This is a genomic window from Streptomyces sp. NPDC048291 (assembly GCF_043201715.1).
Lineage (GTDB): Bacteria > Actinomycetota > Actinomycetes > Streptomycetales > Streptomycetaceae > Streptomyces.
Genome location: NZ_JBICZC010000023.1, coordinates 1 through 26,034 on the forward strand (window position 1 = coordinate 1; position 26,034 = coordinate 26,034).

A 26,034-nucleotide genomic window follows, 5' to 3' on the forward strand; every position below is an offset into this window, starting at 1 on the left:
ATCCTGTCCCAGGGGATGTGCAGCGCCACCGTCGGCGCCACCCCGGTCACCGCGTGGACCTGCGCCGCGTCGTCCAGCTTCTCCTTCGGCGAGCGGGGCACGCCCTGCTGGGCGAACACCTTGAATCGGGTCCCCGAGTTTCCGTACGCCCACGACGGCGTCTCGACGGCCTGGGTCTTCAGCGCGGCCTTCACCGCGACGAGGTCGGTCATCTCCACCCCTGAGTCTTACAGGTCTCACCTTCGGCACCACGTGACTCCTTGAGTGCCGAAAGTGATTGAATCGTTTCAGTCAGAGACTAAAGCGCGGGTGGTCCAATGTCAAACATCATTCGGGTTTTGAAGTCCGGCCCATGGTGCTCACCCAAGGGCGGAAACAGGTGAACGGCCCGGGCAAGATGACCGGCACTGCATGTCAACCACTACCCGGCGTGCCTTCGCGTCAACGCCTCCGCACGGGCCGACCGCAGGATCGGCCGGCCCGGTGGCCATCCGTTCGCCGACCCCGCTACCTGGCCTCGAAACCCAGCAGGCGGGAAAGCTCCGCGGAACGCGCGCGGACTGGCTCGGTCAGGCTCGCGACGGTCCTGGCAGGCATTCTGAACGACGGACCCACGATGCTCAGCGCGGCCACGACGGTACCGCGTGCGTCGCGGACCGGTGCCGCCACAGCCGTGGCGCCCTCGGTCGCGATCGCTTTGGCCACGGCGACCCCACGTTCGTCGACCTTCCCCAGCAGCGCCGCCCCGGCCGCCGTTCCCTCCATCGGGATGCTCCGTCCGGTCCAGTTGACATGCCGGATCGGCTGCGGGCTCGGCACCTGCCGAAGATAGATCAGCGTCTGGGCCGCGCCCCGGACACTGAGGTAACTCGATTCCCCCGTGTCGTCGGTGAGCGCGCGCAGCACCGGGCCGGAGAGCTCGACGATGTCGGTCTCCGGCTCCTCGTCCACACTCCGCTGAAGTGACGCGAAACGGTGGCCCGTCGCGTACGTACCGGACTCGTCGCGATGCAGATACCCCCAGTGGATGAGGGCCCTCCCCAGTCGCATGGTGGTGCTCGGCGACATGTCGAGTGCCCGAGCCAGCTCCGACAGCGTCTGCGGCCCCTTCTCGGCGACGCAGGTCAGCATCATCAGCGCGCGATGGACGGCGCGCGGACCATCGGCTCCCTGTTCGAGATCGGGCAAGGACATGGAAGGACCTCGGGCTCGGGCGTCACCTGCACGAAACAGCCGCAGGTTCATGGGGACTTCGGTGCGGGAACCACGGCGGATGGCTCTGATCGTTCACGCTCATGTTATATCGCCGTTGAGCAGGTCTTCGCCGTCGACGGGGCGGACAGCCGGCGCCCTCGCTCGGCGACCGGCCGGCCGGCGGCATAGACGCGGTCGGCCATGTTCGAGCCGAAGCGGTGAACGACCTCGCCGTGGCTGCGCACGGACCAGATGACGAAGTCGGCGGACTTGCCGGGGGCGAGGCTGCCACGGCCGGCCTGAAGGCCGAGCGCGGCCGCCGCGTTGAGGGTCACCATGTGCCAGACCTGGGCGTACGACCAGCGGTAGAGACGGGCGGCGAGCTGCATGACCGCCTGCATGGAGAGGGACGGCGCCGTGCCCGGGTTGTAGTCCGTGGACAGGGCGATCGCCGCGCCGGAGCCGAGCACGCGGCTCGCCCAGGTGGCGAGATCCCTGGCCGCGCGTCCGCGCGGCGCCAGGGACGCGGTCATGTCGAGGAGGTGGTAGTTGGCGCCCGGGAAGACGACCCCGACGGTGTCGCTCGCGGCCAGGGAACGCAGCGCGGCGTCGGAGGCCTCGTCGAGGTGGTCGACGGACACGGCGCCGAACTCGACCGCGAGTTCCGTGCCGCCGATGTCGCCGGTCTGGTCGGCGTGGAACTTCAGCGGCAGGCCCAGCGCGCGTGCCGCCCGCGCGATCCGTCGGCTCTCCTCGGCGGTGAACGACACGGGGTCGCACGCCACGTCGCAGAAGTCGGCGGTGGCCGCGATGTGCGGCAGCGTGTCCAGCACCGTACGGATGTATCCGTCACGGTCGTCGAGGTACTCCGCCGGGACGGTGTGCGCCCCGAGGTAGGTGGCCGGGACGTGGACGGGATGATCCAGGGCCTTCGTCAGGCGCAGCAGCCGCATCTCGGAGTCGGGGTCGAGACCGTAGCCGGTCTTTGCCTCCAGCACGACGGTGCCGTGGACCAGTGCCTCGTCGAGGTCCGCCAGGGCGCGGGCGGTGAGTTCGGCGTCGGGGGCTGCGCGGGTGGCCGCAATGGTGGTGCGGATACCCGCGTCGATGCCGGGCACGGCCCTCTCCAGCACCTTGCCCTGCCATTCGTCGTGGCGGGTTCCGCCGTGGAGCAGGTGCGTGTGCGGGTCGACGAAGGCCGGGGAGACGAGGTGGCCGCCCGCGTCCACGACATGGTCGGCGTCGTACCGGGCAAGCAGGTCGGCCGTGCCGCCGATCGCGACCACCCGGCCGTCGTCGACGGCGAGCGCGCCGTCGGGTATGACCTCCAGCCGGTCTAGCTGGGCGCCGCGTGCGGCGCCGTCGAGTGCCGGTGAGGGGGTGACGAGCTCCGAGGCGTGGACGACGAGAGTGTTAATCCTGTGTGTCAAGCCCGTTCCAATCGCTGCGCTCTGACCATTGACTATCGCCATGCTTTTCATCTGATGATAGCTTCTGTTTTCACGGTATGGCGATGGATGGGATGTGGCAATGGGTTCTCGATCAACGGTGGAGCGTGGCGTGTCCGGGCCGACGGCCCGGGGGCTGCGCCCGGCGGCCGTTCCGTACCCGGGCGCGGTGGGACTGCGTGATCTCGACGACCTGAGCGCGGCGTTCGCCGTCATCGGGGTGCCCTACGGCTCGCCCTACCGCATGGAACTGGTGCACTCGGGCGCGGCCGACGCGCCGCGCCTCTTCCGTGAGCGCGCCGCCGCGCGCTTCGGCGCACACCTGGACCGCTGGGACTTCGACCTGGGCGGCACGCTGTTCGGCGGGACGGGGCTGGCGATGGCCGACGTGGGCGACATGACCGGCGATCCGCGGGACCTCGCCGGGAACGCGGCGGCGGCGGTCGCGGCGATGCGCGTGATCGTGGAGCGCGGCGCGGTGCCGATCGTGCTCGGCGGCGACGACTCCGTCCCGATCCTGTGCGCGCGAGCGTTCGCGGCCGACCGGCCGGTGATCAACGTCCTGCACGTGGACGCGCACATCGACTTCCGTGACGAGGTCGACGGCATCCGGGACGGTTACTCCAGTCCCGTCCGGCGCATGTCCGAGATGCCGTGGGTCGGGCAGATCGTGCAGGTCGGGATGCGCGGCACCGGTAGCGCCCGTCCCGAGGACGTGGAGGCGGCCCTGGCAGCGGGGAACACCATCGTCCCGGCCTCGCGCGTGCACAGCGAAGGCACCGGCGTGGTGACCGAGGCGATGCGCTCGGACCTGCCGTGGTTCGTGTCACTCGACGTCGACGGACTCGACCCGGCCATCGCGCCCGGCACCAGTTGCCCGCTGCCCGGCGGGCTGGACTTCCGCGAGGCGAGCGCGCTGTTCACCGCGGTCGGGCGGGACTTCGACTTCGCCGGCATCGACGTGGTCGAGCACTTCCCCGGCCTGGACGTCGGCGGCACGACGTCACTGACGCTCAGCAGACTGCTGACCACCCTCATCGGCCACGCGGCCCGCCGCAAGGCCCTCAAGGAAACGCGGACATCATGACGAGAGGAAGCCTGACATGACGGATCTCCCCCAGTCGGACCTCACACGGCGAGTACGGCTCGCCCGCCAGGCGAAGGGTGTGCCCTGGGCCGAACTCGCCGGACTGATCGGCAGGCCACCGGTGTGGACGGTCGCCGCCCTGTTCGGGCAGCACGCGCTGAGCACAGCCGAGGCGGAGGCGGTCGCGAAGGCGCTCGGGCTCTCGGCCGACGACGCGCTCGAACTCCAGCTCCAGCCGTACCGGGGCACGTTGGACGGCGGCGCGCCGTCCGACCCGACCCTCTACCGCTTCTACGAGGCGCTCTCGGTCTACGGTCCCGCGATCAAGGAACTCATCCACGAGGAGTTCGGCGACGGGATCATGAGCGCCATCAACTTCAGCCTCTCCGTCGAACGCCGCCCGGACCCGGACGGCGACCGCGTCGTGGTGACGCTCGACGGCAAGTTCCTCGACTACCGCTGGTAGCCGAGTCCCCCCAGGAAATCCCTGAGGAAATCCCTCTGGAAAGGAGCGGTCCCATGTCCGCGAACCCCGCGATGCAGAAGGCGGCCCTGCTCGAAGTCGAGCCCGACGCCCACGGCCTCATCAGCAAGAAGACCGCCCAGCTCGACGGCGTGGCGGTGACCGAGGTCACCTTCGGCGTCGGCGCGAAGTGGTCCAACGACCTCAAGGAGTACGCCGGAACCGAGCTGTGCGAGCTCCCGCACGTCGCGCTCGTCACGGCCGGCACGCTGGCCGTGCGGATGGTCGACGGCTCGTACGAGGAGTTCTCGGCCGGCGACGTCATGCTGCTCCCGCCGGGGCACGACGCGTGGAGCGTCGGTGACAGCGCCTGCACGTTCGTCGAGTTCTCCGTCGGGAACGACTACTACGACGCGTGACCGTACGCCGGCACGGGGCGCCCGCACCGCCCCTCGGCCACGGCCCGCGCGGGGAGAGCCCATGCGCACAGAGCCGGAGCGGGAGTACCTCCCCCACTCCTCCCACTGGGGTTCCTTCCGGGCCCGCCCCACCCCTGACGGCCGGATCGAGGTACGCCCGCACGAACTCGACCCCGAGCCCTACGACCTGATCCACAACGTCACCGACGCCGCCCGCCATCCGACGCGGATCGACCGGCCGTACGTCCGCCGCGGCTGGCTCGACGGCGACAGGAGTACACGACGCGGGCGCGACACGTTCGTGCCGGTCAACTGGGAGCATGCCGTCCAGCTCGTCGCGGACGAACTGGCCCGTGTCTACGGCGGGTTCGGACCGGAGGCGGTCTTCGGCGGTTCCTACGGCTGGGCCAGCGCGGGCCGCTTCCACCACGCCCAGTCGCAGGTCCACCGGTTCCTGAACCTCTACGGCGGCTACGTACGAGGCGTCACCAACTACTCGCTCGGCGCCGCCCTGGTGGTCGTGCCGCACGTGGTCGGCCAGAACGGCTCGATGCTCCACACGAGTTCGACCTGGTCGGACCTCATTGGGAACTGCGAGCTGTTCGTCGGGTTCGGTGGCATCGCCACGAAGAACGCGGCCGTCAACGCGGGCGGGCTCGTGCGCCACGCGGCCCGGGGCGCCGTACGGGACATGCACGCGGCCGGATGCCGGTTCGTGAACGTCGGTCCGCTCCGGTCCGATCTGCCGGACGTACCCGCGCAGTGGATCGCCTGTCGTCCCGGCACCGACACCGCGCTCATGCTCTCACTCGCGCACGAACTCATCGCGACCGACCGCGTCGACACGGCCTTCCTCCACACTCACACCGTCGGTTACGAGCGGCTGCGCGACTACGTCACCGGTGCCGCCGACGGCCGTCCGAAGAGTCCGGAGTGGGCGTCCGGGATCTGTGACGTACAGGCTTCCGTCATCCGGGAGCTGGCCGCCGAGATGGCGGCGAAACGGACCTTCGTCTCGGTCGCACCCGCGCTTCAGCGTGCGGAACACGGGGAGCAGCCCGTCTGGATGGGGATCGCGCTGGCCGCGATGCTCGGCGGGATCGGCCTGCCGGGTGGTGGCTTCTCGGTGGGGCACGGCTCGATGGGAAACTACGGCAACCACCCCAACCTGCTGCGGAATCCCCCGCTGCCGCAGGGGCACAACCCCTGCGAGGCTTTCATCCCGGTGGCCCGCATCGCGGACATGCTACTGCGCCCCGGCGAGGAGTTCGACTTCGACGGCCGGCGGTACACGTATCCCGACATCCGGCTGGTCTACTGGGCGGGCGGTAACCCCTTCCACCATCACCAGGACCTGTTCCGGCTGCACGAGGCCTTCCAGCGGCCCGAGACCGTCGTCGTCCACGAACCGTTCTGGACGGCGACGGCCCGCCACGCGGACATCGTGCTGCCGGTCACCATGACCATCGAACGCGAGGACATCGCGGCCGCGTCGAACGAGCCGGCGATGATCGCGATGCGGCAGATCGTGCCGCCGTACGCCGAAGCCCGCGACGACTACCGGATCTTCACCGACATCGCTGCCCGCCACGGACTGGGCGAGCGGCTCACCGAAGGCCGGTCACCCCGCGAGTGGATCGAGGCGCTGTACCGGGACTGGCGCGAGCGGGTGCGTGAACTCGCGCCGGACACACCGGCGTTCGCCGAATTCTGGGAACGCGGCAGCACCGCGATCCCGCTCGATCCGGCACCGCGCAGCTGGCTCGACTGGTACCGCGCCGACCCGGAGGGGCGTCCGCTCGACACGCCCAGCGGTCGGATCGAGCTGTACTCCGAGACGGTCGCCGGCTTCGGCTACGACGACTGCCCCGGCCACCCCGTCTGGCGGGAGCCGGAGGAGTGGCCGGGCTCGCCGCACGCGCACACCTATCCGTTCGTGCTGGTGGCGAACCAGCCTTCGGGCAAGCTCCACAGCCAGCTCGACATGGGCGCGACAAGCATGGCGACCAAACAGCGGGGCCGGGAGTCGGTGACGATGCACCCTGCGGACGCAGCCGTGGTGGGCGTGAACGCGGGCGACGCGGTGCGGGTCCGGTCGCGGCGGGGGACGTCGTTCCTCGGGGTCGTCACCGTCTCCGACGGCGTACGGCGGGGCGTCGTGCGCGTACCGACCGGTGCGTGGTTCGACCCGGTCTTCGACCAGCGGACGTGTGTGAGCGGTAACCCGAACAGCGTGACCCGCGATGTCGGGACCTCCCGACTCGGGCAGGGGTCGACGGGTCAGCTGTGCCTCGTCGCCGTGGAGCCCTGGACCGGGCCTCTGCCTCGGCTGACGGTGCGCAACCCGCCGGAGACCGGCCCCCGCTGACATTACGGAAACGTTTCGAATCGTTTCCCCATGGTTCCAGATCATTTATGCGGGTTTATTCGGCGACCGACATGTGTTTCACTCCATGACATGAGTAGTTTTCGTCTGATGCAAAATGAGTGTGCGCGAACCGGCGTACAGGACTGAGGTCGCACCATGATCGAATTCGACGGCGTCTCGAAGACGTATCCCAACGGGGCGAAGGCCATAGAGAACCTGTCCCTCACCGCCGAGACGGGCCGGCTCACCGTCTTCGTCGGCCCGTCCGGATGCGGGAAGACGACCTCTCTCCGCATGGTGAACCGCCTCATCCGACCCACCTCCGGCACGATCCGGCTGGGCGGCGCCGACGCGGCGCGGATGGACGAGACCGAGCTGCGGCGCCGGGTCGGCTACGTCATCCAGCACGTGGGGCTGTTCCCGCACCGCACCATCGAGCACAACGTCGCCGTGACGGCCCGGCTCACCGGCAAGAACCGCCGGCAAGCCGTCGAGGTCGCCCGGGAACTCCTCGAACGTGTCGGACTGGGCCCGGAGTTCTTCCGGCGCTACCCCTGGCAGCTGTCGGGCGGCCAGCAGCAGCGCGTCGGTGTCGCGCGGGCGCTCGCGGCCGAATCGGAGTTCCTGCTGATGGACGAGCCGTTCAGCGCGGTCGACCCGATCGTGCGGACGCAGTTGCAGGACGAGTTCCTGCGGCTCCAGCGCGAGTTCGGCAAGACGATCATCATGGTCACCCACGATGTCGACGAGGCGTTGCGCCTCGGGGACCGGATCGCCGTGTTCCGCGAGGGCGGGCACATCGCCCAGTTCGACGTGCCGGACGTGCTGCTCACCGCACCGAAGGACGAGTTCGTCGCCAGGTTCCTCGGAAGCGAACGGGGTTACCGTTCGCTCGGCTTCCGTCCGGGCGAGGCCCTGCGGCCGGTGCCCGTCCGCACGGTGGCGCTGGACTCGACGGCGGACGGCGACTGGCGTCTGGCGGTCGACGAGGCGGGCCGCCCGCTCGGCTGGCTGCCACCGTCCGAGAAGGCCGATCGCGCGCACCTCGTGCCCTGCGGCGCCACCGCGGGCCGGGACGCCTCCCTCCGCGACCTGCTGAACGCGGCGCTCAGCTCCCCCACTTCGGCCGGGCTCGTCATCGACGACGCAGAGGCGGTCGTCGGAGTCGTCCCCCTCGACGCGGTGCTCCCGGAGATCGCGGCGGCCCGCCGGATCGAGGGTGCCCCGTGCTGACCTGGTTGCGGCAACAGCAGTCGTACGTCATCGATCTGACACTCTCCCACCTCTACCTCTCGGTCGTCCCGATCCTCGTCTCGCTCGCGATCTCGGTTCCGGTCGGGGCGCTGATCCACCGCTCGCGCCGCTGGAAGGCCCTGGTGCTCGGTGTGGGCGGGATCCTCTACACGATCCCGTCCCTGGCGGTCTTCGTCCTCCTGCCGCAGCTCATCGGCACCCAGATCCTCGACCGGGTGAACGTCGTGATCGCCCTGGTCGTCTACAGCACCTCCCTCCTGATCCGGACCGTCGTCGACGGCCTCGACTCGGTCCCGCCCGAGACCGAACAGGCGGCGGTCGCCATCGGCTACCGGCCCACGGCCAGGATGCTGCTCGTCCAACTCCCCGTCGCCGTACCGGTGATCGCGGCAGGCCTGCGGGTCGCCGTCGTCACCAACGTCAGCATCGCCTCCATCGCCTCACTGATCGGGGTGGAACAGCTCGGTCAGCTCTTCACCCAGGGCGCCCAGCAGCTCTACCTCGACCCCGTGATCGTCGGCGTCGTGCTGAGCCTCGCGCTCGCGGCCGTACTCGACCTGGCCGTCCTCGCGCTCGGACGGCTCCTGACCCCCTGGCGCCCGCCGAGCCGAGTGAGGCACGCATGAACTGGCTGTTCGACTCCCGCAACTGGTCCGGCGCCGACGGCGTCCCGGCGCGCGTGGCGGAACACCTGGAGTACTCGGTGGCCGCCGTGGCGCTCGCGCTGCTGATCGCCCTGCCGCTCGGCCTGGCCGTCGGGCACACCGGCCACGGCAGGCGCGCGGTCGTGGGACTGGCCAACGCACTGCGGGCGCTGCCCACTCTCGGTGTCGTCGTGCTGCTGGTCATCCTGCTGTCCCCGCACATGCACTCGAAGCTGGCCTTCTACCTGCCGAGCACCGTGGTCCTCGTGCTGCTCGCGGTGCCGCCGATCCTCACCAACGTCGTCGCCGGTATCGACGCGATCGACCGCAACGTCCTCGATGCCGCCCGGGGGGTGGGGCTCGGCCCGCTGGCCGTCGCCTTCGGTGTCGAACTGCCGTGCGCGGCACCACTCGTCCTGGCCGGGATACGGACCGCGTTCCTCCAGGTCATCTCGGGGGCCGCGATCGCCGCCTATGTGTCGCTCGGCGGGCTGGGGCGGCTCGTCATCGACGGCCAGGCACAGCAGAACCTCTCCGAGATGGTCGCCGGCGGCATCCTCATCGCCGCCCTCGTCGTCCTGGTCGACGCCCTCTTCGCCCTTCTGACGAAGGTCCTGGTCTCCCCGGGACTGTCCCGGAGCACCGGACGCCTCGTCCGCCTCCGCCCCTCCTTCCTGTCCGGCTCCACCCCTCGCTCATGATCCGCACCACTGGAGACAGCAATGCGTAGACGTACCCTCCTCACCGCCGCCCTGGCCACAGCCTCCCTCGCCCTCGCCGGATGCTCGTCGTCCTCCGACTCCGGTACGACCGGTTCCTCGTCGAGCGTCGTCATCGGCTCCGCCAACTTCTCCGAGAGCCAGCTCGTCGCGGAGATCTACGCCCAGAAGCTGGAGGAGGCGGGCGTCAAGGTCACCCGGAAGTTCAACATAGGCAGCCGTGAGACCTACATACCGGCGCTGAAGGACGGTTCCATCGGCGTCATCCCGGACTACCAGGGCGCGCTGCTGTCCTACCTGGACCCCAAGGTCGGGCACGTCACGGCGAGCGAGCTCACCTCCACCCTCACGTCCAGGCTCCCCACGGGCGTCACCATGCTCAGGGCGGCGTCGGCACAGGACGTCAACGTGCTCGCCGTACGCAAGGACACCGCCGCGAAGTACTCCCTGACCACGATCAGCTCGCTCGCCCCGCACGCGTCGAAGCTGTCCGAGGGCAGCGCGCCCGAGTGGAAGTCCCGCTACGAGGGGGTCCTCGGGCTCAAGACCGTGTACGGGATCACCTTCAAGTCGTTCGTGCCGCTGGACTCGGCGGGACCGCTGACCCTCGCGGCGCTGAAGAACGGTCAGATCGACGTCGCCCCGCTCACCTCGACGGACCCCGCCCTGAAGTCCCTCACCGTCCTCAAGGACGACAAGGGGCTGTTCCTGCCGCAGAACATCGCGCCACTCGTGCGGACCTCGGTGAACTCCAGCAAGATCACCACGGCTCTCGACGCGGTCTCGGCGAAACTGACGACCGAGGACCTGATCGACATGAACGACAAGGTCAACAACGAGCACCAGGCCATTGCCGCGGTCGCGAAGGCCTGGCTCACGGCCAACAACCTGTGACTCCGGACGGAACGGGCGAGATGATCACGATCGGTACCGGTGAACTGAGCCCCGCGGCGATCACCGCGATCGCCGCGGGGGCGGCCGTCGAGGTGGACCGCGACGCACTCGCACGCTGCCGGGTGACGTACCTCGCGGTCGAGGCGGTGCACCGCCGGGGAGCTCCGATCTACGGACTGACCACCGGGGTCGGGGATCTGTACAAGGCCCCCGTGGGCGAGGCGGCGCACGATGACATACAGCTCGCGATGCTCCGCGGCCACGCGACCGGCGTCGGCGAACCGTACGACGACCGGACCGTCCGCGCGATCATGGCGTGCCTGCTCGCCTCGCTCGCTCAGGCCCGCAGCGCCGTCCGGCCCGAACTCGTCGAACGGCTCGCGGCGATGCTCAACAGAGGTGTCGTCCCGGTCGCTCCGGCGCAGGGCTCGGTGGGATACCTCACCGCGCCCTCGCACATCGCGCTGGTCGCCTTCGGCGCCGGGCAGGCCCGCCTCGACGGGGTCGTCCTGCCCGGGGACGTGGCGATGCGCCGGGCCGGTCTCGCCACCGACGGCCCGGTGCTGCGCGAGGGGCACGCCCTGATCAGCGGCACCTACGAGATCACGGCACTCGCGGCACTCGCCTTGGAGCGTGCCGCCGCCCTCGTGGACGCGGCGGACGTGACCGCGGCCATGTGCCTCGAAGCGACGCGCGGCAACACACGCGGCTGGGAGCCGGCCGTGCAGCGGCTGCGCCCCCAGCCGGGGCAGGTCAGCACCGCCGCCCGCCTCATGTCGCTCCTGGAGGGCAGCGAGCCGGTGGCCGCCAACCGCCACCACCGGTTGCAGGACGCGCTCAGCCTGCGCTGCGTGCCCCAGGTGCACGGTGCGGCCCGCGACATGCTCGACTTCGCCGAGCGCACCGTGACCATCGAGATCAACTCGGTGACGGACAACCCAGCCTTCCTGCTCACGGAGGACGGTGAGGTCGAGGTGCTCGCCAACGGCAACGGACACGGCGCGGCCTGCGCCCAGGCGCTCGACTGCCTCGCCGTCGCCATGGCGTCGGTGGCGAACATGTCCCACGCCCGGCTCGACCGCCTCACCAACTCCGTCCTCAGCGGCCTGCCGCCGTTCCTGTCCCGGCGCGGCGGCGCGGAGTCCGGCCTGATGGTGCTGCCGGTGACCGCCGCGGCGATGCTCGGGGAGGTCCGGCAGCTCGCCGGTCCGTCGTCGGTCCACTCGATGGTGACCGTGGCCGGGCAGGAGGACCACATCAGTCAGGGCGTGAACGCGGGCCAGAAACTGCTGACACTGTTGGACCGGGCGGCCGGGGTCGTGGCGATCGAGCTGCTGTGCGCGGCGCAGGCCCTCGACTTCCACATGCCCGTCGCGCTCGGCCGTGGCACGGGCGCCGCCTACGCGGCGCTCCGCGCGGCCGTCGAACCGTACGAGTCGCAGACCGAGCTGAGCGGCCCGATCGAGGCGGCGAAGCGGCTGGTGCTCCACGGCGCAATGCCGGACACCGTGGGCGGGGTGACCCGATGAGCACCGACGACAGTGCCCGCGGACCGCTCAGGGTCGCCGTACTGGGCGGCGGCACGATGGGACGCGAGATCGCCCGGGTGTTCGTCGCCGCCGGGCACCGGGTGACCGTCTGGTCCCGCTCGCCGCAGACCGTCGCCGCCGTGCGGGCCGGCCTCGACGGCGCCGTGGCCGGTGCGGAATCGGCGGCGGACGCGGCGGATGGCGCCGATCTGGTCGTGGAGACGATCGTGGAGGACTTCGACCTCAAGACCGCGCTCCTCGCCGAGGTCGAACCGCGCCTGGCCGCGGGCGGCGTGCTCACGTCGAACACGTCGAGCCTGTCGGTCACCCGGCTGGCGCGCGGCTTGCGGGACCCTTCCCGCCTGCTCGGGATGCACTGGTTCCACCCGGCCTCCCACATGCCGCTCGTCGAACTCGTCCTCGGTGCGGACACCGCGCCCGAGGCCCTGGAGACGGCCGAGCGCGTGTGCGCGTCGCTCGGGAAGTCGACGGTCCTGGTCCGCGACGACGTGCCCGGATTCGTCGTGAACCGCCTCCAGTACGCCCTCATGCGCGAGGCCCTCGCCCTGGTCGCCGCCGGCGTCGTCTCGGCGGAGGACGTCGACCTGGCCGTGTCGGGCACGCTCGGCCCGCGCTGGTGCGCGTCCGGGCTCTTCGAGCTGATGGACCTCGCCGGGCTCGACACCGTACAGCGCGTCTCGAAGGTGATCATGCCCGCCCTGTCCGCCGACCCCGGGGTGCCCGAACTCATCGACCGGCTGTGCGCCGAGGGCCGCCACGGCGCCAAGTCCGGCTCGGGCTTCTACGCGTGGGACGCGGACCGTCTGGCGCGCGCCGGACACGACCGCACCGCCTTCCTCACCCTCGCCCGCGGCCTGGCCCGCCACGAACCCTGAACCCGCCCCCCCCTGTCTGGAGAACCCATGCCCCGCCGAATCACCGCCGCCCGCGGCCCCGAACTCCGCTGCAAGGGCTGGCGCCAGGAGACGATCCTGCGCCTGCTGGAGAACAACCTGGAGAACGCCGCCATCCCCGAGGAACTCGTCATCTACGGCGGCAACATGAAGGCCGCCCGCAACTGGGAGGCGTTCGACGCCATCGTGCGGGCCCTGAAGAACCTGGAGACCGACGAGACGCTCGTCGTCCAGTCCGGGAAGCCGGTCGGGGTGTTCCGCACCTCGGAGGACGCACCCCTGGTGATCATCGTCAATGGCGTGGCGACGGGAAGCACCGAGGCGGAGACACAGGAGCTGTTCGCGAAGGAACTGCTGATGGTCGACGGCATGACGGCCGGCGCCTGGCAGTACATCGGCAGCCAGGGCATCATCCAGGGCACCTACGAGTCGTTCATGCAGGCCGCACGGCAGTCGCTCGGCGGCTCCCTGCGCGGGCGCACCATCCTCACCACCGGCGCCGGCGGCATGGGCGGCGCCCAGCCCCTCGCGGGCAAGCTGGCAGGCGCGTCGATCCTCGTCGTGGACGCCGAGCCCAGCCACCTCCGGCGCCGTATCGACGAGGGCTACCTCGACCGGATGACCGACGACATCGGCGCGGGCGTCGACGAGTGGCTCGCGGCCGCCGCCGAACAGCGGGCAGCCTCCTTCGGCATCGCCGCGAACATCACCGAGGTGCTGCGCGAACTCGCCGCCCGCGGCGTCGTCCCCGACGTGGTGACCGACCAGACCTCGACGGACCCGCTGGCCGGATACCTCCCCGAAGGCCTCGACGGGGCCGGCGCGAAGGAACTGCTGCGCACCGATCCCGACGAGCTGCGGCGCCGTTCGACCGCGACCCTCGCCGAACACGTACGCGGCCTGCTCGACCTCCAGCGCGAGGGCGCGGTCGTCTTCGAGTACGGCAACGACCTCCGCAAGCAGGCTTTGGAGGCCGGAGTCGAGGACGCGTTCGAGATCGGCGGGTTCATCGACATGTTCATCCGCCCGCTGTTCTGCCAGGGCGTCGGACCGTTCCGGATCATCGCCATCCAGGGCGACCCGGACACGATCCACGCGATCGACGCGATGCTCCTGCGGGAGTTCGCGGAGGTACCCCGGGTGGTCGACTGGCTCGGGCGGGCCAAGGAGATCGCCTTCACGGGACTGCCCGCCCGGGTGTGCTGGCTGGGCCACACCGAACGCACCCGCGCCGCCCTCGCGGTCAACGACATGATCGCGCGCGGCGAGATCACCGGCCCGGTCGCCTTCAGCCGCGACCACCTGGACGCCGGCAGCGTGACCGCCCGCTACCGGGAGACGGAGAACATGCTCGACGGCAGCGACTGCGTCGGCGACTGGCCACTCCTCAACGCGATCCTCAACGGCATCGCCGGAGCCGACCTCACCTCGGTCATCGGCTGGGGACTCAAGGGCCTCAACTCCGGCCCCACCACCATCGCCGACGGCACCCCCGAGGCGGCACGCCGCCTCAAGCGCGTCATGGACGCCGACACCGGACTCGGCGTCATCCGCCAGGCCGACGCCGGCTACCCGACCGCCATCACCACCCGGGAGTCCTTCGGACTGGGCCTGCCGAACTGATCCGGTCAACCGCTGATGTGGCTGAATTCCTTACTGCCGAGAAGCGGTGAATTCGTAGATCCACCAATTCAGAGCTGCCACTGGCTGCTTTAGAAGCCGTATCTCAACCAGTCTTGGAACGTGCAGGTCGAACGGAGTTCCTGGTCGGGTGATCTTCCGCCGGTACGCGCGTGAAGGCAGGGCCTCCTGGTAGCTCGGGGGTGCGATCCCATTCCGAGCGGCTCCCGGAGGCCCTGTTGTCGTTAGTTGTACGCGTCCGAGCCCGTTGACTTCAACTCGCCCGTCGTGTCGTGCGATTGTCGTTAGCCCTCGGACGTGACGGACGCGGAGTGGACGGCCGTGCGGCCATTGTTGCCGGTGCCGGCCTGGCTTCAGGGGCGGGGCGGACGGCCCGAGGGCTACTGCCATCGGCAAGTGCTGGACTCGATCGGTTACCTGGTCGCGGGCGGGATCTCCTGGCGGGCACTGCCCGCGAACTTCCCCGGCTGGGGCCGGGTCTACGCCTTCTTCCGGCGCTGGCGCGAGCACGGACTGATCGCCGAGTTCCACGACCGGCTGCGCGGGAAGGTCCATGAGAATGAGGGCCGCGAGGCCGAGCCCACGGCCGGGATCATCGACGCGCAGTCGGTACGGGCCGCCGCGACGGTGCCGGCCTCCTCACGCGGCTACGACGGCGGGAAGAAGGTGCCAGGCCGCAAACGGCACATCGTGACCGACACTCTCAGCATGCTCCTTGCCGTCACGGTCACCGCAGCGAACATCGGCGACCGGGACGCCGGCGGGCCTGCTGACCAGGCTGCGCTGCCTGCACCGCGACATCACCCTCGTCTGGGCCGACGGCGGCTACACCGGCGGCCTCGTCGACTGGTGCCGGGACAAACTCGCCTTGACCTTGGAGATCGTCAAGTGCACCGACGACATGACACGGTTCGTGGTGCTGCCCAGGCGCTGGGTGGCAGAGCGCACGTTCACGTGGCTGATGAACTCCCGCCGCCTGGCCCGGGACTACGGGACCCTGCCCGTCACCAGCGAAGCGGTGATCCAGTGGTCGATGGTCACACGGATGAGCCGACGTCTGGCGCGGCCACGGGCTGTCGGCCGGCACTGAATGCCCCCGACGTCTCCAGGAGGAACCATCCGCGCTCCGCCAGGCGCCGGGCTCTCGACCGCAGCCCCTCGGCCTTCGCCGGGGTCTCCCCAAGGCCCAGCTCCACAGCGATCTCCTTGGCTCGAAGCGGCCCATGCCCCGTGGACCGCTGTTGTTCCAGCACGCCCAGAATCCGCTGATAGTCCGGCACCAGAACCGTCACCGGCAGCCCTTCCCACCAGGGCGGCACCGTCGAGCCCGGCACCGGCGCGAGCGACGGCGCCGCATCCTCCTCCGCCTCGGTCGTGGTCACGGCAGTGGCCTCGACCGCAGAGACTGCCAGGGCCTCGACCAGTTCCTCCCGCTCGATCGCCCTCCGGTCCAGCTCGATCTCCGCGGCCCCCAACACCTCAGTCAGCCGAGCAACTTCCTCCCGCAGACCCTCCACCCGCACCCGGGCAGCCGCCTCCCGCTCCTCCGGCATTCCCAGCACCGACGCCACCGGGCACCCCTCGACCAAGAAGCGAACACAAGACGTCGACATGGCTCCCACACCCCGAGCCGAACCATGCCTGACCAGCGGAAATCAAGGGATCACGTTCGCCTGCGATACGGCTTCTCACTCCAGGTCGGGATAGGACGCCAGGTCACGGCCGTCGGCGGAGTCGCAGACTCCTACAACGACGCCCCACTCGCCGTGCGCACCCTGCGGCATGTCGCGCGTGACCAACGGCTCATGGCCTACGAGGACTTCGACTTCGCCACGCGGCTCTTCGCCAACGTCGGCCTGGAGCGGATGGTGGTCTGGGCCGAGGACTTCCTCAAACCGCTCGCGGACCGGGAGAAACTCCTCGCCGGCCTTCGCGCCTACTTCGAGAACGACCAGAACACCAACGTGGCCGCAGTGGCCCTCAACATCCACCACAACTCGCTGAGACACCGCCTGACCAAGGTCGAGGAGCTACTCACGATCAACCTCAAGCAACCCGCGGCGGTCTCCTCGGTCTTCCCGGCCCTGACCGCCCTCGATCTCACACGGCAGCCGGGAACGCTGAGACCGCGGCCTTCCCGGTCGCGCGACGAGCTCCCGGTCGGCGAGGCCGGCTCATCGCTCGGGGTCACGGGCTTCGGTGACGACGGGCGCGGCGACATCGGAGTCGTCTTCGGCCCTGAGTGACGGGCAGGTCTGTCCGACCGAAGCCGGGCGACCACGATCGCAGGCTTTGGTGAAGCGACTACCAGGTGCCAGGAAATTGGGGATTCCCACGGTCCCGTGCCAGAGCCGTTCAGTCGACACTCAGGTTGTCAGTTCCAGATCCCCCAGAACGATTGGAGCCCCTGGTGAGCCAGGCAGCTGCCGTCCAGTCGCCCGTCGAGCGCGGCCTCTACTTCGACGAGTTCTCCGTCGGCCAGTCGTGGGTCACGCCGGCCCGCACCATCTCCGAGGCCGACCTCGTGAACTTCGCCGGCATCTCCGGGGACTTCCATCCTCTGCACACCGACGAGGAGCTCGCCAAGCAGACTCAGTTCGGCGGCCGGATCTTCCACGGCCCAGGGGTGTTCGCGATCGCGACCGGACTGGAGTCCCGCCTCGGCATCAAGGAGGGCACCGCGATCGCCTTCCTCGGTATGACCTGGAACCTCAAGGGCGCCGTGCGCATCGGTGACACGATCCGGGTGGAGCAGCAGGTGGCTGAGTTGCGGCCGTCGAGCTCCAAGCCGGACCGGGGGATCGTGACCTTCGACGTCCAGGTCAAGAACCAGCGTGACGAGGTCTGCCACGAGGGTCAGTGGTTCGTGATGTTCCGACGCCAGGTCTGACGACCGACGGCATCACCGTTCGTCCTTTTGTGGCCCGGGCCGGAATCGGCCGGGGCCACAGCCATGTCCGCGGGCCACAGCACGGTTCGGCACCGCGCGGACGGCGACCCGTCGGCCGAGCAACAGTCCCCGGGTTATCCGTTCGCCCCACAACTCCTGGCACGGCTGAGAGCGCCTGGACCCTGGCCTGCCGTCGGCGCCGGTGCGGCCGCCCTTGATCCGTTTCCGGGTCGGTGACGCGGCCCTCCTTCGTCCCGGAGTCGTAGGTGGTGGGGATTCCCCGGACCACTGAGTCCTGGTCCTGAAGGGTTCCCTGCGCCAGGCCCGTGAAGCCGGGATGTCCGCGGCCGGTGGGCCTTCCGAGCCGACTGGGGGCGTCGTGCTGCGGGCATGACGCCCCCAGCGTCAATCGGGCCGGACGGCCTGTCCGCCGACGACCCAGCGGCCCTTTGTCCCGGACGGCGATGACAGGCGACCGCCGGGGTACGGCTGCTGTCCCAGTCCACCTCGTCCCGATGTTCGCTCCCATGTGCCGCAGAGGCGCGTCCGAGTAACTGCGCTGCGCGCGGAGGAGCACGTCTCAGCCATCCACGGCGAGCCGGTCGAGCCATTCGCCGAGCAGGTGCTGTTCAGCACCGCTGAGCACTGTCTGGTCGGGCAGGAGGGCGCGCAGGGCTCGGGCGGCACCGGCCGGGCCCGGTTCGCCCACGGCGGGTTTGTCGTGAGTGACGGCAGCGACCATGGATTCGCGCAGGGCGGTGAGCAGGGCCGGGTCACGCTGCTGCTCGGGCAGTGACAGCCAGGTGAGCACGGCGCCGCGTGCGGTGGCATGGATGAGTGCGGCCGCGAGCTTCTCGTCGACACGAAGCCAGCCACCGGCGGCGAGGCGGCCGATGCGCCCCAGCAGGATCTGCATGCCGGCGTGGAAGGCCGCCGATGTCGTGCCGCGTTTGGGCTCGCCGTACATCAGGGCGTACAGCTCGGGATTGGCGAGTCCGAACTCGACCGCGAGGTCCCAGCCCGCGCGCAGGTCCTCGACCGGATCCTGGAGGTGGCGGTCCTGGTGTTTGGCTGCCAGGAACGTGGCATAGCCGTGTTCGGCCACGGCGTCGAGCAGTCCGTCCTTGTCACCGAACAGCCGGTAGATCGCGGGGGGCTGCACCCCGGCAGCCGCCGCGACCACGCGGGTGGTCACCGCATCGCGTCCCTCACGGGCAAGCAGATCCGCCGCGGCCTCGAGCACCCGCTGACGCGTGACTTCACGGACGTCTGCAGTAGAGCCCGGATCTGCGACGGATGTGCTGTGGGGCTTCGGTTCAGCAGCCATGAATCAACGATATCAACCGCCTGGTTCCGTTGGTGATATCAGTGATACGCTCATGTTGATATCGATGGAATCACTCGACGTACGAGGAGTGCCATGTCCGAGAAGTTGCGCATCGTGGGTCTTGAGGAGCACGTGGTCCTGCCGGTCCTGCTGGATGCGTGGGCTAGGGCGGGGGTGCCGCGGATCCCGCAGCTCGGCTACGGCGACGAGCCGTTCGCACGACGGCTGCGCGACATCGGCGAACAGCGCCTGGCCGATATGGACGATCAGGGCCTGGACGTCGCGGTGCTGTCCCTGGCCACACCTGGCGTACACAACCTCGCGGCGGCGGACGCCGTGAGCGTGGCGCGTGAGGCGAACGACACGCTCGCCGAAGCCGTCGCCGCCCACCCCCGGCGCTTTCAGGCGCTCGCGGTGATCCCGACACCGTCACCGAAGGACGCCGCGGCGGAACTGGAGCGTGCGGTCACGCAACTCGGCTTCCGAGGCGCGATGCTGTATGGCCGCACCGGTGACAGACTGGCCGACGACCAGGAGTTCGACGAGCTCTACGCCGCCGCCGAGCACCTGCGGGTGCCGCTGCACTTCCACCCGCAGACCCCGGTGCAGGCGGTCCAGGACGCTTACTACGCGGGGCTGCCGAACGGCCTGGGCCGTGCCCTCGCGACCGCCGGGCTCGGCTGGTACTACGACCTGGGCGTGCAGTACCTGCGGATGATCTTCTCCGGAGTGTTCGACCGCCACCCCGGCCTCCAGGTGATCGCCGGTCACTGGGGCGAGGTCGTCCTGTTCTACCTGGACCACATCGGGGTCATGCAGGACATGGCGAAGCTGGAGCGTCCCCTGGCCGACTACTTCCGCCAGAACTTCTGGGTGGCAGGAAGCGGCACGGTCAGCGAGCGCTACCTGCGATGGACGGCTGAGGTCGTCGGCACCGGCCGCATGCTGTACTCGACCGACTACCCCTACACCTTCGGAACGCGCCCCGGTGGCTTTCCCTTCCTGGACACCAGCAGCGGGGTCGCCCGGTCCTTTCTCGAACAGGCACCGTTCACTGCCGAGGAGAAGGCGGCCATCGGGTCCGGCAACTGGGAAACGCTGACCGGCCACGTTGCGGCCGCCCTGCACGCCGACGGCCGTCCGCGGACCGGCGACCGGGCTTGACCTCAGCCGGAACCCGCTCCGGCGGCCGTTCCCCAGGTCATCCGACGGCGCCCTGATGCGGGTGCCTGAGGACTCACGCCTCGACGACTTCCGGACTGACGGCATACCGGCAGGGGTGCGGGTTGTGCTCTGCTCGTGTCATGCCGCCGGGCACGCCGGAATCCCCGCACCGAAGTGCGGGGATTCCGGTCCTGCGAGTGAGGTGCACGTCTACCGGCCGACGATGACGCTCACCTCGTCTGCCGCACGATGACCGCTGTTGACCGCGCCCTCGATCCAGATGCGCCAGACCGAGTCGTCGAGGTCCGTGCCGGCGAAGACGACGCGGCCCTCCGGCTCGTTCATCGCCCGGATGAAGTCGTACGCCTCACCCGGACGGTCGATGCGGTAGGTCCCGTCGAAGAGCGGGTCGGTGTTCCAGTCGTGGGCGTCGACGGCCAGCACCTCGACGTCGGGGTAGTACTCACGCACCGCGGCCTCGACCTGGTCCCGGTCCGTCGGGTCGAGACTGGCCGCACCTTCTTCCCCGAAGCCCATCAGCACACAGGATCCGTCGAAGAGCTCATAGCCAAGACAGATGGCCGCAAGGTGCCCGTGCCGAGCGCGAACGACCGCGGCGGTACGTTGCGCACCACCATCGACGGCTTGGAGGCGCGGCCTTGACGGTTCCGGGCGAGGAACCTGTTCTTGTCGGTGGACAGCCCCGGCAGGAACTCGATGTGGCGCAGCACGTTGGTGGGCTCCGCCACGACGCAGGATCGTGCCCGCACGGACTGACCGTCGCGGGTACGGACCGTGACGGCGTCCTCGCTCTGCTCGATCCGCGTGACATGGTGACCGAGACGGATCTCCAGACGGGACTGCTCCACCATCCGGTCGAGCAGCACGCCCGCGCCGCCGACGAACCGCTCCATCGGCGCTCCGAAGAACCCGTACGGACTGTGGCCGAACCTCGCTGTCTGGGCGATGAAGCCGAGCGTCTAGACTTCACGGGGGTCAGCGCCGGTGTACCAGGCCACCGTCGCGTAGAGCAGGTCGCGGATGGGCTGGCCACTGAGCCGCTGCGAGGGCGCGATCCGCTTCGACGCGTCGCGCAGGTGCCCGACGACACGCTCCAGGTCACCGAGTTCAGCCGCGGGAACGGGGAACGAGCGCAGACGGCCGTCGGTGCGGAACGCGGCGCTCTCGGGCACCGAGTCCTCGGTGAGGGCGATGCCGTAACGTGCGATCTCGCGGCGGATCCTGGGCTGCAGGTCGCGGTTGACCCAGCTGCCGCCGAACTCGGCGGTCAGGTCCTCACGGCCCACGAACGGGCGTGCGTAGGTGCGATCTCCGATCCGTGCTCCCGCCTCCAGGACCACTACGGAGCGGCCGCGGTCAACGAGGTCACGGGCTGCCGTGATCCCGGCGAATCCTGCTCCGACAACCACTGCGTCGTACAGTGCGTCCACGGCTGTTTCCTTCCGGTGCGGTGGGTCGAGCAGGGTCCGGTGACCTGACTCAGAACGTGATGAGGGGTTTGATGTGGCCGGGTTCGCGGGCGGCAACGTCCGCCGGTGCGCGCTCGACGTCGTCGAAGGCGTAGCGCCGTGTCAGCAACGGTGCCGGGTCGAGTCGTCCGGTCTCGACGAGCCGGAGGAGCCGCCCAGCCGCTCACTGCCGGAGCGCTGGAACGTGCTGAGAATCGTCTCGTCGCCGATGCCCCAGCCCCACTGGGCCAGCGGGATCGCGAGGGAGGCGTCGTCCGGCCCGGCGTACGAACTCAGGACGGCGATCACACCGCCCTCCCGGGTCATGGCCAGCGCACGGGAGAAGGATTCGGCGACTCCCGACGCCTCGACCGCGCAGTCGGCGCCGGCGCCCGCCGTGAGCCGCCGGATCTCCGCTTCGATGTCGTGCTCGGCGTGGTTGAGGGCGTGGTCGGCTCCGACGGCATGCGCCAGGGCCTCACCGCCCGTCCGGGCCTTCACCGCGACGACCAGACCGGCGCCAAGGGCGCGGGCCGTCATGGTCGCCGCAAGGCCCACGTGCCCCTGCCCGAACACCACGACGCTGCCTCCCAGGGGGAACCGCGCGGCCTCCGGGCCGGTACTCCCGGAGGCGACGGTGCCGGACACGCACACGGCGGCCGCGTCGGTGACGCCGGCGGGGATCGGCACCAGGTTGTGCTGGGCGAACGGGACGGCGAAGTACTCGGCGAGACTGCCGTCGCGGCTCACTCCGAACGTGTAGCCGCCCCAGGCGGCCCCGCCGCAGTGACCGCCGAAGCCACGCTGGCAGTTGGCACAGGTTCCGCACGGCGTCGTCGAGGCGGCGGTGACGCGCTGGCCGACCGAGAACCGGCTGACGAGCGGGCCGACCTCGTGGACGACACCGACGGCCTCGTGCCCGAGCACGGTGCCGTCCGGTGTCGGGAACTCCCCGCTGACACAGGCCACGTCGGCCGAGTAGACGGAGGCGGCCGTGGTGCGGATAACCACCTCGAACCTTCTGATCGCTCGCCGTGTCCATCAGGTGTTCCACCGCGCGGGCGGCGAACGCCACCACGGTGGAGGTCGGGTTGACCGACGACGAGGTCACGAACACGCTGCCGTCCAGGACGAAGAGGCTGGGCACGTCATGGGAACGGCCGAACCGGTCGACGACCGAGTCGGCCGGATCGTCTCCGCACCGGGCCGTTCCGAGCATGTGCCAGCCGACACCCGGCATCCACGGGACGGTCCTGGTCTCGATCGCCCCGGCGGCCCGGTGTGCCTCGTTCTTGCGCTCGACGTTCCAGTCGAGGTTGCGCACGCTGTCCTCGGAGAGCCGGTAGGTGATCTTCGGTGCCGGTACGCCGGACCCGTCGACCAGGTCGGGACTCAGGGTCACGGTGTTGCTCTCGTCCGGCAGGTCCTCGATGGAGGCCGCCCGCTCGAAGGCCCGGCCGAGAGCGCGCTCGACGAGCGCCTGGCCCGCGGCCCCGGTCCGTTCGGCGAGGGGCAGGTCGGCGTACCTGGACAGGATCTCCATCGGACCCGGGATCGCCATCGCCGACCACTTCGCGCCGCGGGCGGAGCCCCGGCTCGGATCGGTCTCGGCGAACTTCAGGGAGTACAGGTTGGCGCCGAACGGGCCGAGCCAGCTCTCCAGTTGCACTTCGTGGACGCCCATGACACCGACGAACAGGTGCATCATCAGGCGCTTGCCCATCAGGCCCGACGAATTCGCGAGGCCGTCGGGGAACCGGTTGGAGGTAGAGAGCTGCAGCAGGCGCGGGGTGCCGACGCTGTTCGCGCACAGGATCACGGTCGAGGCGGACGTGGGTGCTCCCGGCCCGCCGCGTCGATCCACGTCGCGCCGTTGGCGAGACCGGCCTTGTCGACCGTCACCTCGCGCACCCGCGCCTCGGTGATCAGGGTCGCGCCCGCGGCGAGCGTGGCGGGCCGCATCGCGACGTCGAAGGATCCCTTCGCGCCCTCAGGGCACCCGGACATGCACGTGCCCCAGCGTGCGCAGGCGCCCCGATCGCCCTGGGTCTTCGTCATGATGGCCTCGGTGGCCGGCCATCAGTGCCAGCCGAGCTTGTTCATGCCCTCGGCCGCCTTCGCTCCGATCCGGCCGATCGGAACACCGGGCATCGGCGGCTCGACCGTCGGCGGATACGCCGGGTCACCCGGCCGCCCGGAGACGCCGACCATCTTGTCGAGCAGCGTGTAGTACGGCTCAGGGTCCTCGTAGGTGAGCGGCCAGTCGTCGGCGAATCCGTACAGGCTCCGGACCCGGAAGTCGGAGGGGACGAAGCGGGGCCACTCCGCACCGTAGAAGTTGCTGCTGCCGCCGACGCCGTTGAAGTTCAGCGGGTGCACGTCGGCCTCGGACACGTCACAGGGGTAGTCCCAGCCTGCCAGGGGATCAGAATTGTGGACCGTCCGAAAATCTCACGCCAGGTCGGTGAGAAGTCCAAAGGGCGGGCTTCCGCCGTGGACGCCAGCCCCGAGAATCGCACGACGGACGGACCGGCCCCCGTACCGACCCGTCCGTCGTCCGCCGCCTCGCACCGGCGACCGACTACCCCTTGAGGGCGGTGCGGGCCGACTCGACGGCGTCACGGACCCGCTGCGCGGCCGGCTCGTAGGAGAGCTGGGTCATGGTGCTTCCTCTCAGGGCTGGACGCGCTTGATACGGAGCGCCAGGCAGGGGAGGCCGGGCAGCTTCACGGAGCGGTGGTCGCGGTCGTGAGTGGTGTTGTTCGCAGCGTCGACGACCAAGGTGAAGGTCTCCTCGACGGGGGTGACGGTCATGTTCCAGGTGTCGAGGATCTCGACGCGGAACTCCATTCCGTCGACCAGCGGTCGCAGGAACTCGGGGAGGAAGGAGGCCTGCGGGATGGCGAACGGCCATTCAGCGGGGGTGTCGCGGCCGAAGTAGCGGAGGAAGTGGTCGGGGCTGCCACCGCACAGGTGCAGCGGGTCCTCGACGAAGGGCTGGGGCTCCAGGCCGGCCGCGGGCGCCTCGTCCAGCACCTCCTTGAGGAAGGCGATCCTGGCCGGGCTCTCGCCGTGCAGCTCGCCGCCCTTGGACCACCACAGGACGTCCTCGGGGTGCTTGAGGGTCTCGCCGTGGGTCACGTAGGTGCCGGCGACGGTGGCCTGCCAGAAGCGGTGCACGAGTTCCTGGGCGGTGATGCTCCCCCAGAACTCGGGGATGTCTCCCTCGTACTTGACCTCGTCGAACACGATCGGCTTGCGGTAGACGTCGCGGAAGATCAGGGGCGGCCGGCCTCCTCCACCGCGAAGCCCATCTGGATACTGGCGTGGGTGACCCAGGGCTTGTTGTGGTCGTAGAGGTAGATGCCGTTGTGGTTGGACCGCAGGTGGTCGTAGGGGTCCTCGCGCCGGACGGTCTGGAAGTACCGGTCGAAGTCCTCGACGGTCTTGGCCCCGCCGATCGCGGGGATGGTCATGAGGTCGAACTCGTTGGCCATCGACCACCACACGTTGCGGTAGGCCGCCAGCCGGGCCACCACGTAGCGCAGGTAACGGTCGTCGGCGTCGGCCGGCATCCGGTCGAAACCCCAGTGCCCCTCGTCGTAGGGGTGGAACAGGATGACGTCGGCCTCGATGCCCAGGTCGCGCAGTTGCCCGACGCGGTGTTCGAGGTTGCGGAAGAAGGCGGGGTCGAACCGGGTGAAGTCCCACTCGCCCGGTGCCGTGCCCTCGAAGGGGTACAGCTCGGGCTCGTTGGCGTTGTAGACCATGTGCTTGGGGAAGACGCACATGCGGATCTTGTTGAACGGACTCTCGGAGAGGGTGCGCAGGGTACGTTCGGCCATGTCGTCGCCCTGGTGGGTCCAGGCGTAGGCGGTGGTGCCGACGGGCTTGTACCCCGTTCCGTCGGCGTGGGCGAAGTGGAAGGTGTTGTGCACACGCACCGGCCCGTGGTTCGCGGGCGACGGAGCGGTACAGGCGAAACCTCCCGTGACCCCGTTCAGCTCGGCGACGTCACTGACAGTCTCGTAACGCCACTCGCCCTGAAGGTGCGGCATGAACCGGATCCGGTAGGTGCCGTCGCCGTCGTAGAACCCGGAGGCCTCGACGGACTCGACACCCGAGTCCTCGACCAGGGTGAACCGGGCGGACACCGTCACGTCGAGGAAGGGATTGCCGGTGTTCGGCCCGGTCAGGACGATCTCGTGGATGTCCCACTGTTCAACGGTCATCGGGTAACTCCTCGTGAGCGGCTCAGAGTGTCCTGGCATCAGGACAGGCAGGACTCGCGCCGTTCGGCGCCTTGCTCGGGTTCGAAAACATGGCCCGGAATGCGGAGCGAGCGCAGTTCGGCCTCGTCCCAGAGATCCAGGACGATCCCGGCCAGCCGGGCGGCGCCGACGGCGGAACTGCATCAGGGACGCGTTCCCGGTCGCGCCGCCGTCGGACCGCAGCTCCGCGGCCGGTCCGAGCGCGCGGTCGAACAGGTCCAGCGTGCCGACGACCGGAGGGGCGATGGACTCGATCGAGGCGTGTGCGAGGTCCGGGTGGTGTCACCCCATGACGGCGGCCAACGGATGCGGGCAGGGAGACCGGGCAGCCCTTCGGCA

Annotated in this window: 26 protein-coding genes and 3 pseudogenes; 15 read left to right on the plus strand and 14 right to left on the minus strand. The window is 69.8% G+C overall.

Features of this window, described 5'->3' with window-relative positions:
* The 3 genes and pseudogenes from ACGF5O_RS45305 to hutI all read right to left on the minus strand — a co-directional run.
* A pseudogene (locus ACGF5O_RS45305) lies at positions 1–212 on the minus strand (rhamnose isomerase); the annotation flags it as partial.
* A gap of 295 nt (positions 213–507) precedes the next feature.
* Entirely contained in the window at positions 508–1,194 is a 687-nt protein-coding gene (locus ACGF5O_RS45310) for an IclR family transcriptional regulator (RefSeq protein ID WP_393815784.1), read from the minus strand.
* Between the two features lie 104 nt (positions 1,195–1,298).
* On the minus strand, positions 1,299–2,624 hold the full coding sequence (gene hutI, locus ACGF5O_RS45315) for an imidazolonepropionase (protein ID WP_393815785.1): 1,326 nt from the start codon (positions 2,622–2,624) through the stop codon (positions 1,299–1,301).
* Between the two features lie 130 nt (positions 2,625–2,754).
* Between hutI and ACGF5O_RS45320 the strand changes: the two genes are divergently transcribed.
* From ACGF5O_RS45320 to ACGF5O_RS45375, 12 genes and pseudogenes are all read left to right on the plus strand, one after another.
* The gene (locus tag ACGF5O_RS45320; RefSeq protein WP_393815786.1) at positions 2,755–3,729 is read left to right on the plus strand and encodes an arginase family protein; all 975 of its coding nucleotides are present in this window, start codon (positions 2,755–2,757) and stop codon (positions 3,727–3,729) included.
* A gap of 16 nt (positions 3,730–3,745) precedes the next feature.
* Positions 3,746–4,195, plus strand: a complete 450-nt coding sequence (gene cynS, locus ACGF5O_RS45325) for a cyanase (RefSeq protein WP_393815787.1) — start codon at positions 3,746–3,748, stop codon at positions 4,193–4,195.
* A gap of 53 nt (positions 4,196–4,248) precedes the next feature.
* Entirely contained in the window at positions 4,249–4,611 is a 363-nt protein-coding gene (locus ACGF5O_RS45330) for a cupin (RefSeq protein ID WP_393815788.1), read from the plus strand.
* Between the two features lie 61 nt (positions 4,612–4,672).
* Positions 4,673–6,979 (plus strand): molybdopterin-dependent oxidoreductase, encoded by a 2,307-nt coding sequence (locus tag ACGF5O_RS45335; protein WP_393815789.1) that lies wholly within the window; start codon positions 4,673–4,675, stop codon positions 6,977–6,979.
* Between the two features lie 156 nt (positions 6,980–7,135).
* Positions 7,136–8,212 carry an ABC transporter ATP-binding protein gene (locus tag ACGF5O_RS45340; RefSeq protein WP_393815790.1) on the plus strand — a complete coding sequence of 359 codons (1,077 nt, stop codon included), beginning with the start codon at positions 7,136–7,138 and terminating at the stop codon, positions 8,210–8,212.
* Positions 8,206–8,859 carry an ABC transporter permease gene (locus ACGF5O_RS45345; RefSeq protein ID WP_393815791.1) on the plus strand — a complete coding sequence of 218 codons (654 nt, stop codon included), beginning with the start codon at positions 8,206–8,208 and terminating at the stop codon, positions 8,857–8,859. Before ACGF5O_RS45340 ends, ACGF5O_RS45345 begins: the two co-directional genes overlap by 7 nt.
* A complete protein-coding gene (locus tag ACGF5O_RS45350; protein ID WP_393815792.1) occupies positions 8,856–9,578 on the plus strand; it encodes an ABC transporter permease in 723 nt (240 codons plus the stop codon). The genes ACGF5O_RS45345 and ACGF5O_RS45350 overlap by 4 nt, the downstream gene beginning before the upstream one ends.
* A gap of 21 nt (positions 9,579–9,599) precedes the next feature.
* Positions 9,600–10,490: an ABC transporter substrate-binding protein gene (locus ACGF5O_RS45355; protein WP_393815793.1), complete on the plus strand. Its 891-nt coding sequence runs from the start codon at positions 9,600–9,602 to the stop codon at positions 10,488–10,490.
* Between the two features lie 20 nt (positions 10,491–10,510).
* Positions 10,511–12,019, plus strand: coding sequence for a histidine ammonia-lyase (gene hutH / locus ACGF5O_RS45360; protein ID WP_393815794.1), 1,509 nt, complete (start codon positions 10,511–10,513; stop codon positions 12,017–12,019).
* Positions 12,016–12,915 carry a 3-hydroxyacyl-CoA dehydrogenase family protein gene (locus ACGF5O_RS45365; RefSeq protein WP_393815795.1) on the plus strand — a complete coding sequence of 300 codons (900 nt, stop codon included), beginning with the start codon at positions 12,016–12,018 and terminating at the stop codon, positions 12,913–12,915. The genes hutH and ACGF5O_RS45365 overlap by 4 nt, the downstream gene beginning before the upstream one ends.
* A 27-nt stretch (positions 12,916–12,942) precedes the next feature.
* Positions 12,943–14,556, plus strand: coding sequence for a urocanate hydratase (locus tag ACGF5O_RS45370; RefSeq protein WP_393815796.1), 1,614 nt, complete (start codon positions 12,943–12,945; stop codon positions 14,554–14,556).
* A 357-nt stretch (positions 14,557–14,913) separates the two neighbouring features.
* Positions 14,914–15,664, plus strand: a pseudogene (locus tag ACGF5O_RS45375) (IS5 family transposase).
* Here ACGF5O_RS45375 and ACGF5O_RS45380 read toward each other — a convergent pair.
* Complete coding sequence (locus ACGF5O_RS45380) at positions 15,612–16,145, minus strand: hypothetical protein (protein ID WP_393815797.1); 534 nt, start codon at positions 16,143–16,145, stop codon at positions 15,612–15,614. The pseudogene ACGF5O_RS45375 and the gene ACGF5O_RS45380 sit on opposite strands and share 53 nt — an antisense overlap.
* A gap of 234 nt (positions 16,146–16,379) precedes the next feature.
* Here ACGF5O_RS45380 and ACGF5O_RS45385 point away from each other — a divergent pair, with 234 nt between their 5' ends.
* A complete protein-coding gene (locus ACGF5O_RS45385; RefSeq protein WP_393815798.1) occupies positions 16,380–16,820 on the plus strand; it encodes a helix-turn-helix domain-containing protein in 441 nt (146 codons plus the stop codon).
* A 164-nt stretch (positions 16,821–16,984) separates the two neighbouring features.
* Entirely contained in the window at positions 16,985–17,464 is a 480-nt protein-coding gene (locus ACGF5O_RS45390; protein WP_393815799.1) for a MaoC/PaaZ C-terminal domain-containing protein, read from the plus strand.
* Positions 17,465–18,044: 580 nt separating this feature from the next.
* Here the strand turns inward: ACGF5O_RS45390 and ACGF5O_RS45395 are convergent.
* On the minus strand, positions 18,045–18,791 hold the full coding sequence (locus ACGF5O_RS45395) for a TetR/AcrR family transcriptional regulator (protein WP_393815800.1): 747 nt from the start codon (positions 18,789–18,791) through the stop codon (positions 18,045–18,047).
* Between the two features lie 93 nt (positions 18,792–18,884).
* Here ACGF5O_RS45395 and ACGF5O_RS45400 point away from each other — a divergent pair, with 93 nt between their 5' ends.
* Positions 18,885–19,955 (plus strand): amidohydrolase family protein, encoded by a 1,071-nt coding sequence (locus tag ACGF5O_RS45400; protein ID WP_393815801.1) that lies wholly within the window; start codon positions 18,885–18,887, stop codon positions 19,953–19,955.
* A 210-nt stretch (positions 19,956–20,165) separates the two neighbouring features.
* Here the strand turns inward: ACGF5O_RS45400 and ACGF5O_RS45405 are convergent, their stop codons facing one another.
* The 9 genes and pseudogenes from ACGF5O_RS45405 to ACGF5O_RS45445 all read right to left on the minus strand — a co-directional run bounded on the left by ACGF5O_RS45405 (position 20,166) and on the right by ACGF5O_RS45445 (position 25,656).
* On the minus strand, positions 20,166–20,492 hold the full coding sequence (locus ACGF5O_RS45405) for an FAD-dependent oxidoreductase (protein ID WP_393815802.1): 327 nt from the start codon (positions 20,490–20,492) through the stop codon (positions 20,166–20,168).
* The gene (locus tag ACGF5O_RS45410; RefSeq protein WP_393815890.1) at positions 20,492–20,923 is read right to left on the minus strand and encodes an FAD-dependent oxidoreductase; all 432 of its coding nucleotides are present in this window, start codon (positions 20,921–20,923) and stop codon (positions 20,492–20,494) included. The genes ACGF5O_RS45405 and ACGF5O_RS45410 overlap by 1 nt, the downstream gene beginning before the upstream one ends.
* A gap of 12 nt (positions 20,924–20,935) precedes the next feature.
* Positions 20,936–21,406 carry an FAD-dependent oxidoreductase gene (locus ACGF5O_RS45415; protein WP_393815803.1) on the minus strand — a complete coding sequence of 157 codons (471 nt, stop codon included), beginning with the start codon at positions 21,404–21,406 and terminating at the stop codon, positions 20,936–20,938.
* A 141-nt stretch (positions 21,407–21,547) separates the two neighbouring features.
* Positions 21,548–22,435 carry an alcohol dehydrogenase catalytic domain-containing protein gene (locus tag ACGF5O_RS45420; RefSeq protein ID WP_393815804.1) on the minus strand — a complete coding sequence of 296 codons (888 nt, stop codon included), beginning with the start codon at positions 22,433–22,435 and terminating at the stop codon, positions 21,548–21,550.
* A gap of 112 nt (positions 22,436–22,547) precedes the next feature.
* A pseudogene (locus tag ACGF5O_RS45425) lies at positions 22,548–23,147 on the minus strand (GMC oxidoreductase); the annotation flags it as partial.
* Positions 23,148–23,239: 92 nt separating this feature from the next.
* Positions 23,240–23,482: a hypothetical protein gene (locus ACGF5O_RS45430; protein ID WP_393815805.1), complete on the minus strand. Its 243-nt coding sequence runs from the start codon at positions 23,480–23,482 to the stop codon at positions 23,240–23,242.
* Between the two features lie 21 nt (positions 23,483–23,503).
* Entirely contained in the window at positions 23,504–23,818 is a 315-nt protein-coding gene (locus ACGF5O_RS45435; protein WP_393815806.1) for a hypothetical protein, read from the minus strand.
* Between the two features lie 279 nt (positions 23,819–24,097).
* Positions 24,098–24,673: a DUF5605 domain-containing protein gene (locus ACGF5O_RS45440; RefSeq protein WP_393815807.1), complete on the minus strand. Its 576-nt coding sequence runs from the start codon at positions 24,671–24,673 to the stop codon at positions 24,098–24,100.
* 29 nt (positions 24,674–24,702) lie between these two features.
* Positions 24,703–25,656, minus strand: coding sequence for a DUF5060 domain-containing protein (locus ACGF5O_RS45445; protein ID WP_393815808.1), 954 nt, complete (start codon positions 25,654–25,656; stop codon positions 24,703–24,705).
* Positions 25,657–26,034: the final 378 nt, after the last annotated feature.

Bases quoted from the DNA above. Each gene is read 5' to 3' on its own strand.
- ACGF5O_RS45310 (WP_393815784.1), bottom strand. From the start codon at position 1,194: ATGTCCTTGCCCGATCTCGAACAGGGAGCCGATGGTCCGCGCGCCGTC.
- cynS (WP_393815787.1), top strand. From the start codon at position 3,746: ATGACGGATCTCCCCCAGTCGGACCTCACACGGCGAGTACGGCTCGCC.
- ACGF5O_RS45330 (WP_393815788.1), top strand. From the start codon at position 4,249: ATGTCCGCGAACCCCGCGATGCAGAAGGCGGCCCTGCTCGAAGTCGAG.
- ACGF5O_RS45335 (WP_393815789.1), top strand. From the start codon at position 4,673: ATGCGCACAGAGCCGGAGCGGGAGTACCTCCCCCACTCCTCCCACTGG.
- ACGF5O_RS45340 (WP_393815790.1), top strand. From the start codon at position 7,136: ATGATCGAATTCGACGGCGTCTCGAAGACGTATCCCAACGGGGCGAAG.
- ACGF5O_RS45350 (WP_393815792.1), top strand. From the start codon at position 8,856: ATGAACTGGCTGTTCGACTCCCGCAACTGGTCCGGCGCCGACGGCGTC.
- ACGF5O_RS45355 (WP_393815793.1), top strand. From the start codon at position 9,600: ATGCGTAGACGTACCCTCCTCACCGCCGCCCTGGCCACAGCCTCCCTC.
- hutH (WP_393815794.1), top strand. From the start codon at position 10,511: ATGATCACGATCGGTACCGGTGAACTGAGCCCCGCGGCGATCACCGCG.
- ACGF5O_RS45365 (WP_393815795.1), top strand. From the start codon at position 12,016: ATGAGCACCGACGACAGTGCCCGCGGACCGCTCAGGGTCGCCGTACTG.
- ACGF5O_RS45370 (WP_393815796.1), top strand. From the start codon at position 12,943: ATGCCCCGCCGAATCACCGCCGCCCGCGGCCCCGAACTCCGCTGCAAG.
- ACGF5O_RS45385 (WP_393815798.1), top strand. From the start codon at position 16,380: ATGGCCTACGAGGACTTCGACTTCGCCACGCGGCTCTTCGCCAACGTC.
- ACGF5O_RS45395 (WP_393815800.1), bottom strand. From the start codon at position 18,791: ATGGCTGCTGAACCGAAGCCCCACAGCACATCCGTCGCAGATCCGGGC.
- ACGF5O_RS45400 (WP_393815801.1), top strand. From the start codon at position 18,885: ATGTCCGAGAAGTTGCGCATCGTGGGTCTTGAGGAGCACGTGGTCCTG.
- ACGF5O_RS45405 (WP_393815802.1), bottom strand. From the start codon at position 20,492: ATGGGCTTCGGGGAAGAAGGTGCGGCCAGTCTCGACCCGACGGACCGG.
- ACGF5O_RS45430 (WP_393815805.1), bottom strand. From the start codon at position 23,482: ATGACGAAGACCCAGGGCGATCGGGGCGCCTGCGCACGCTGGGGCACG.
- ACGF5O_RS45445 (WP_393815808.1), bottom strand. From the start codon at position 25,656: ATGACCGTTGAACAGTGGGACATCCACGAGATCGTCCTGACCGGGCCG.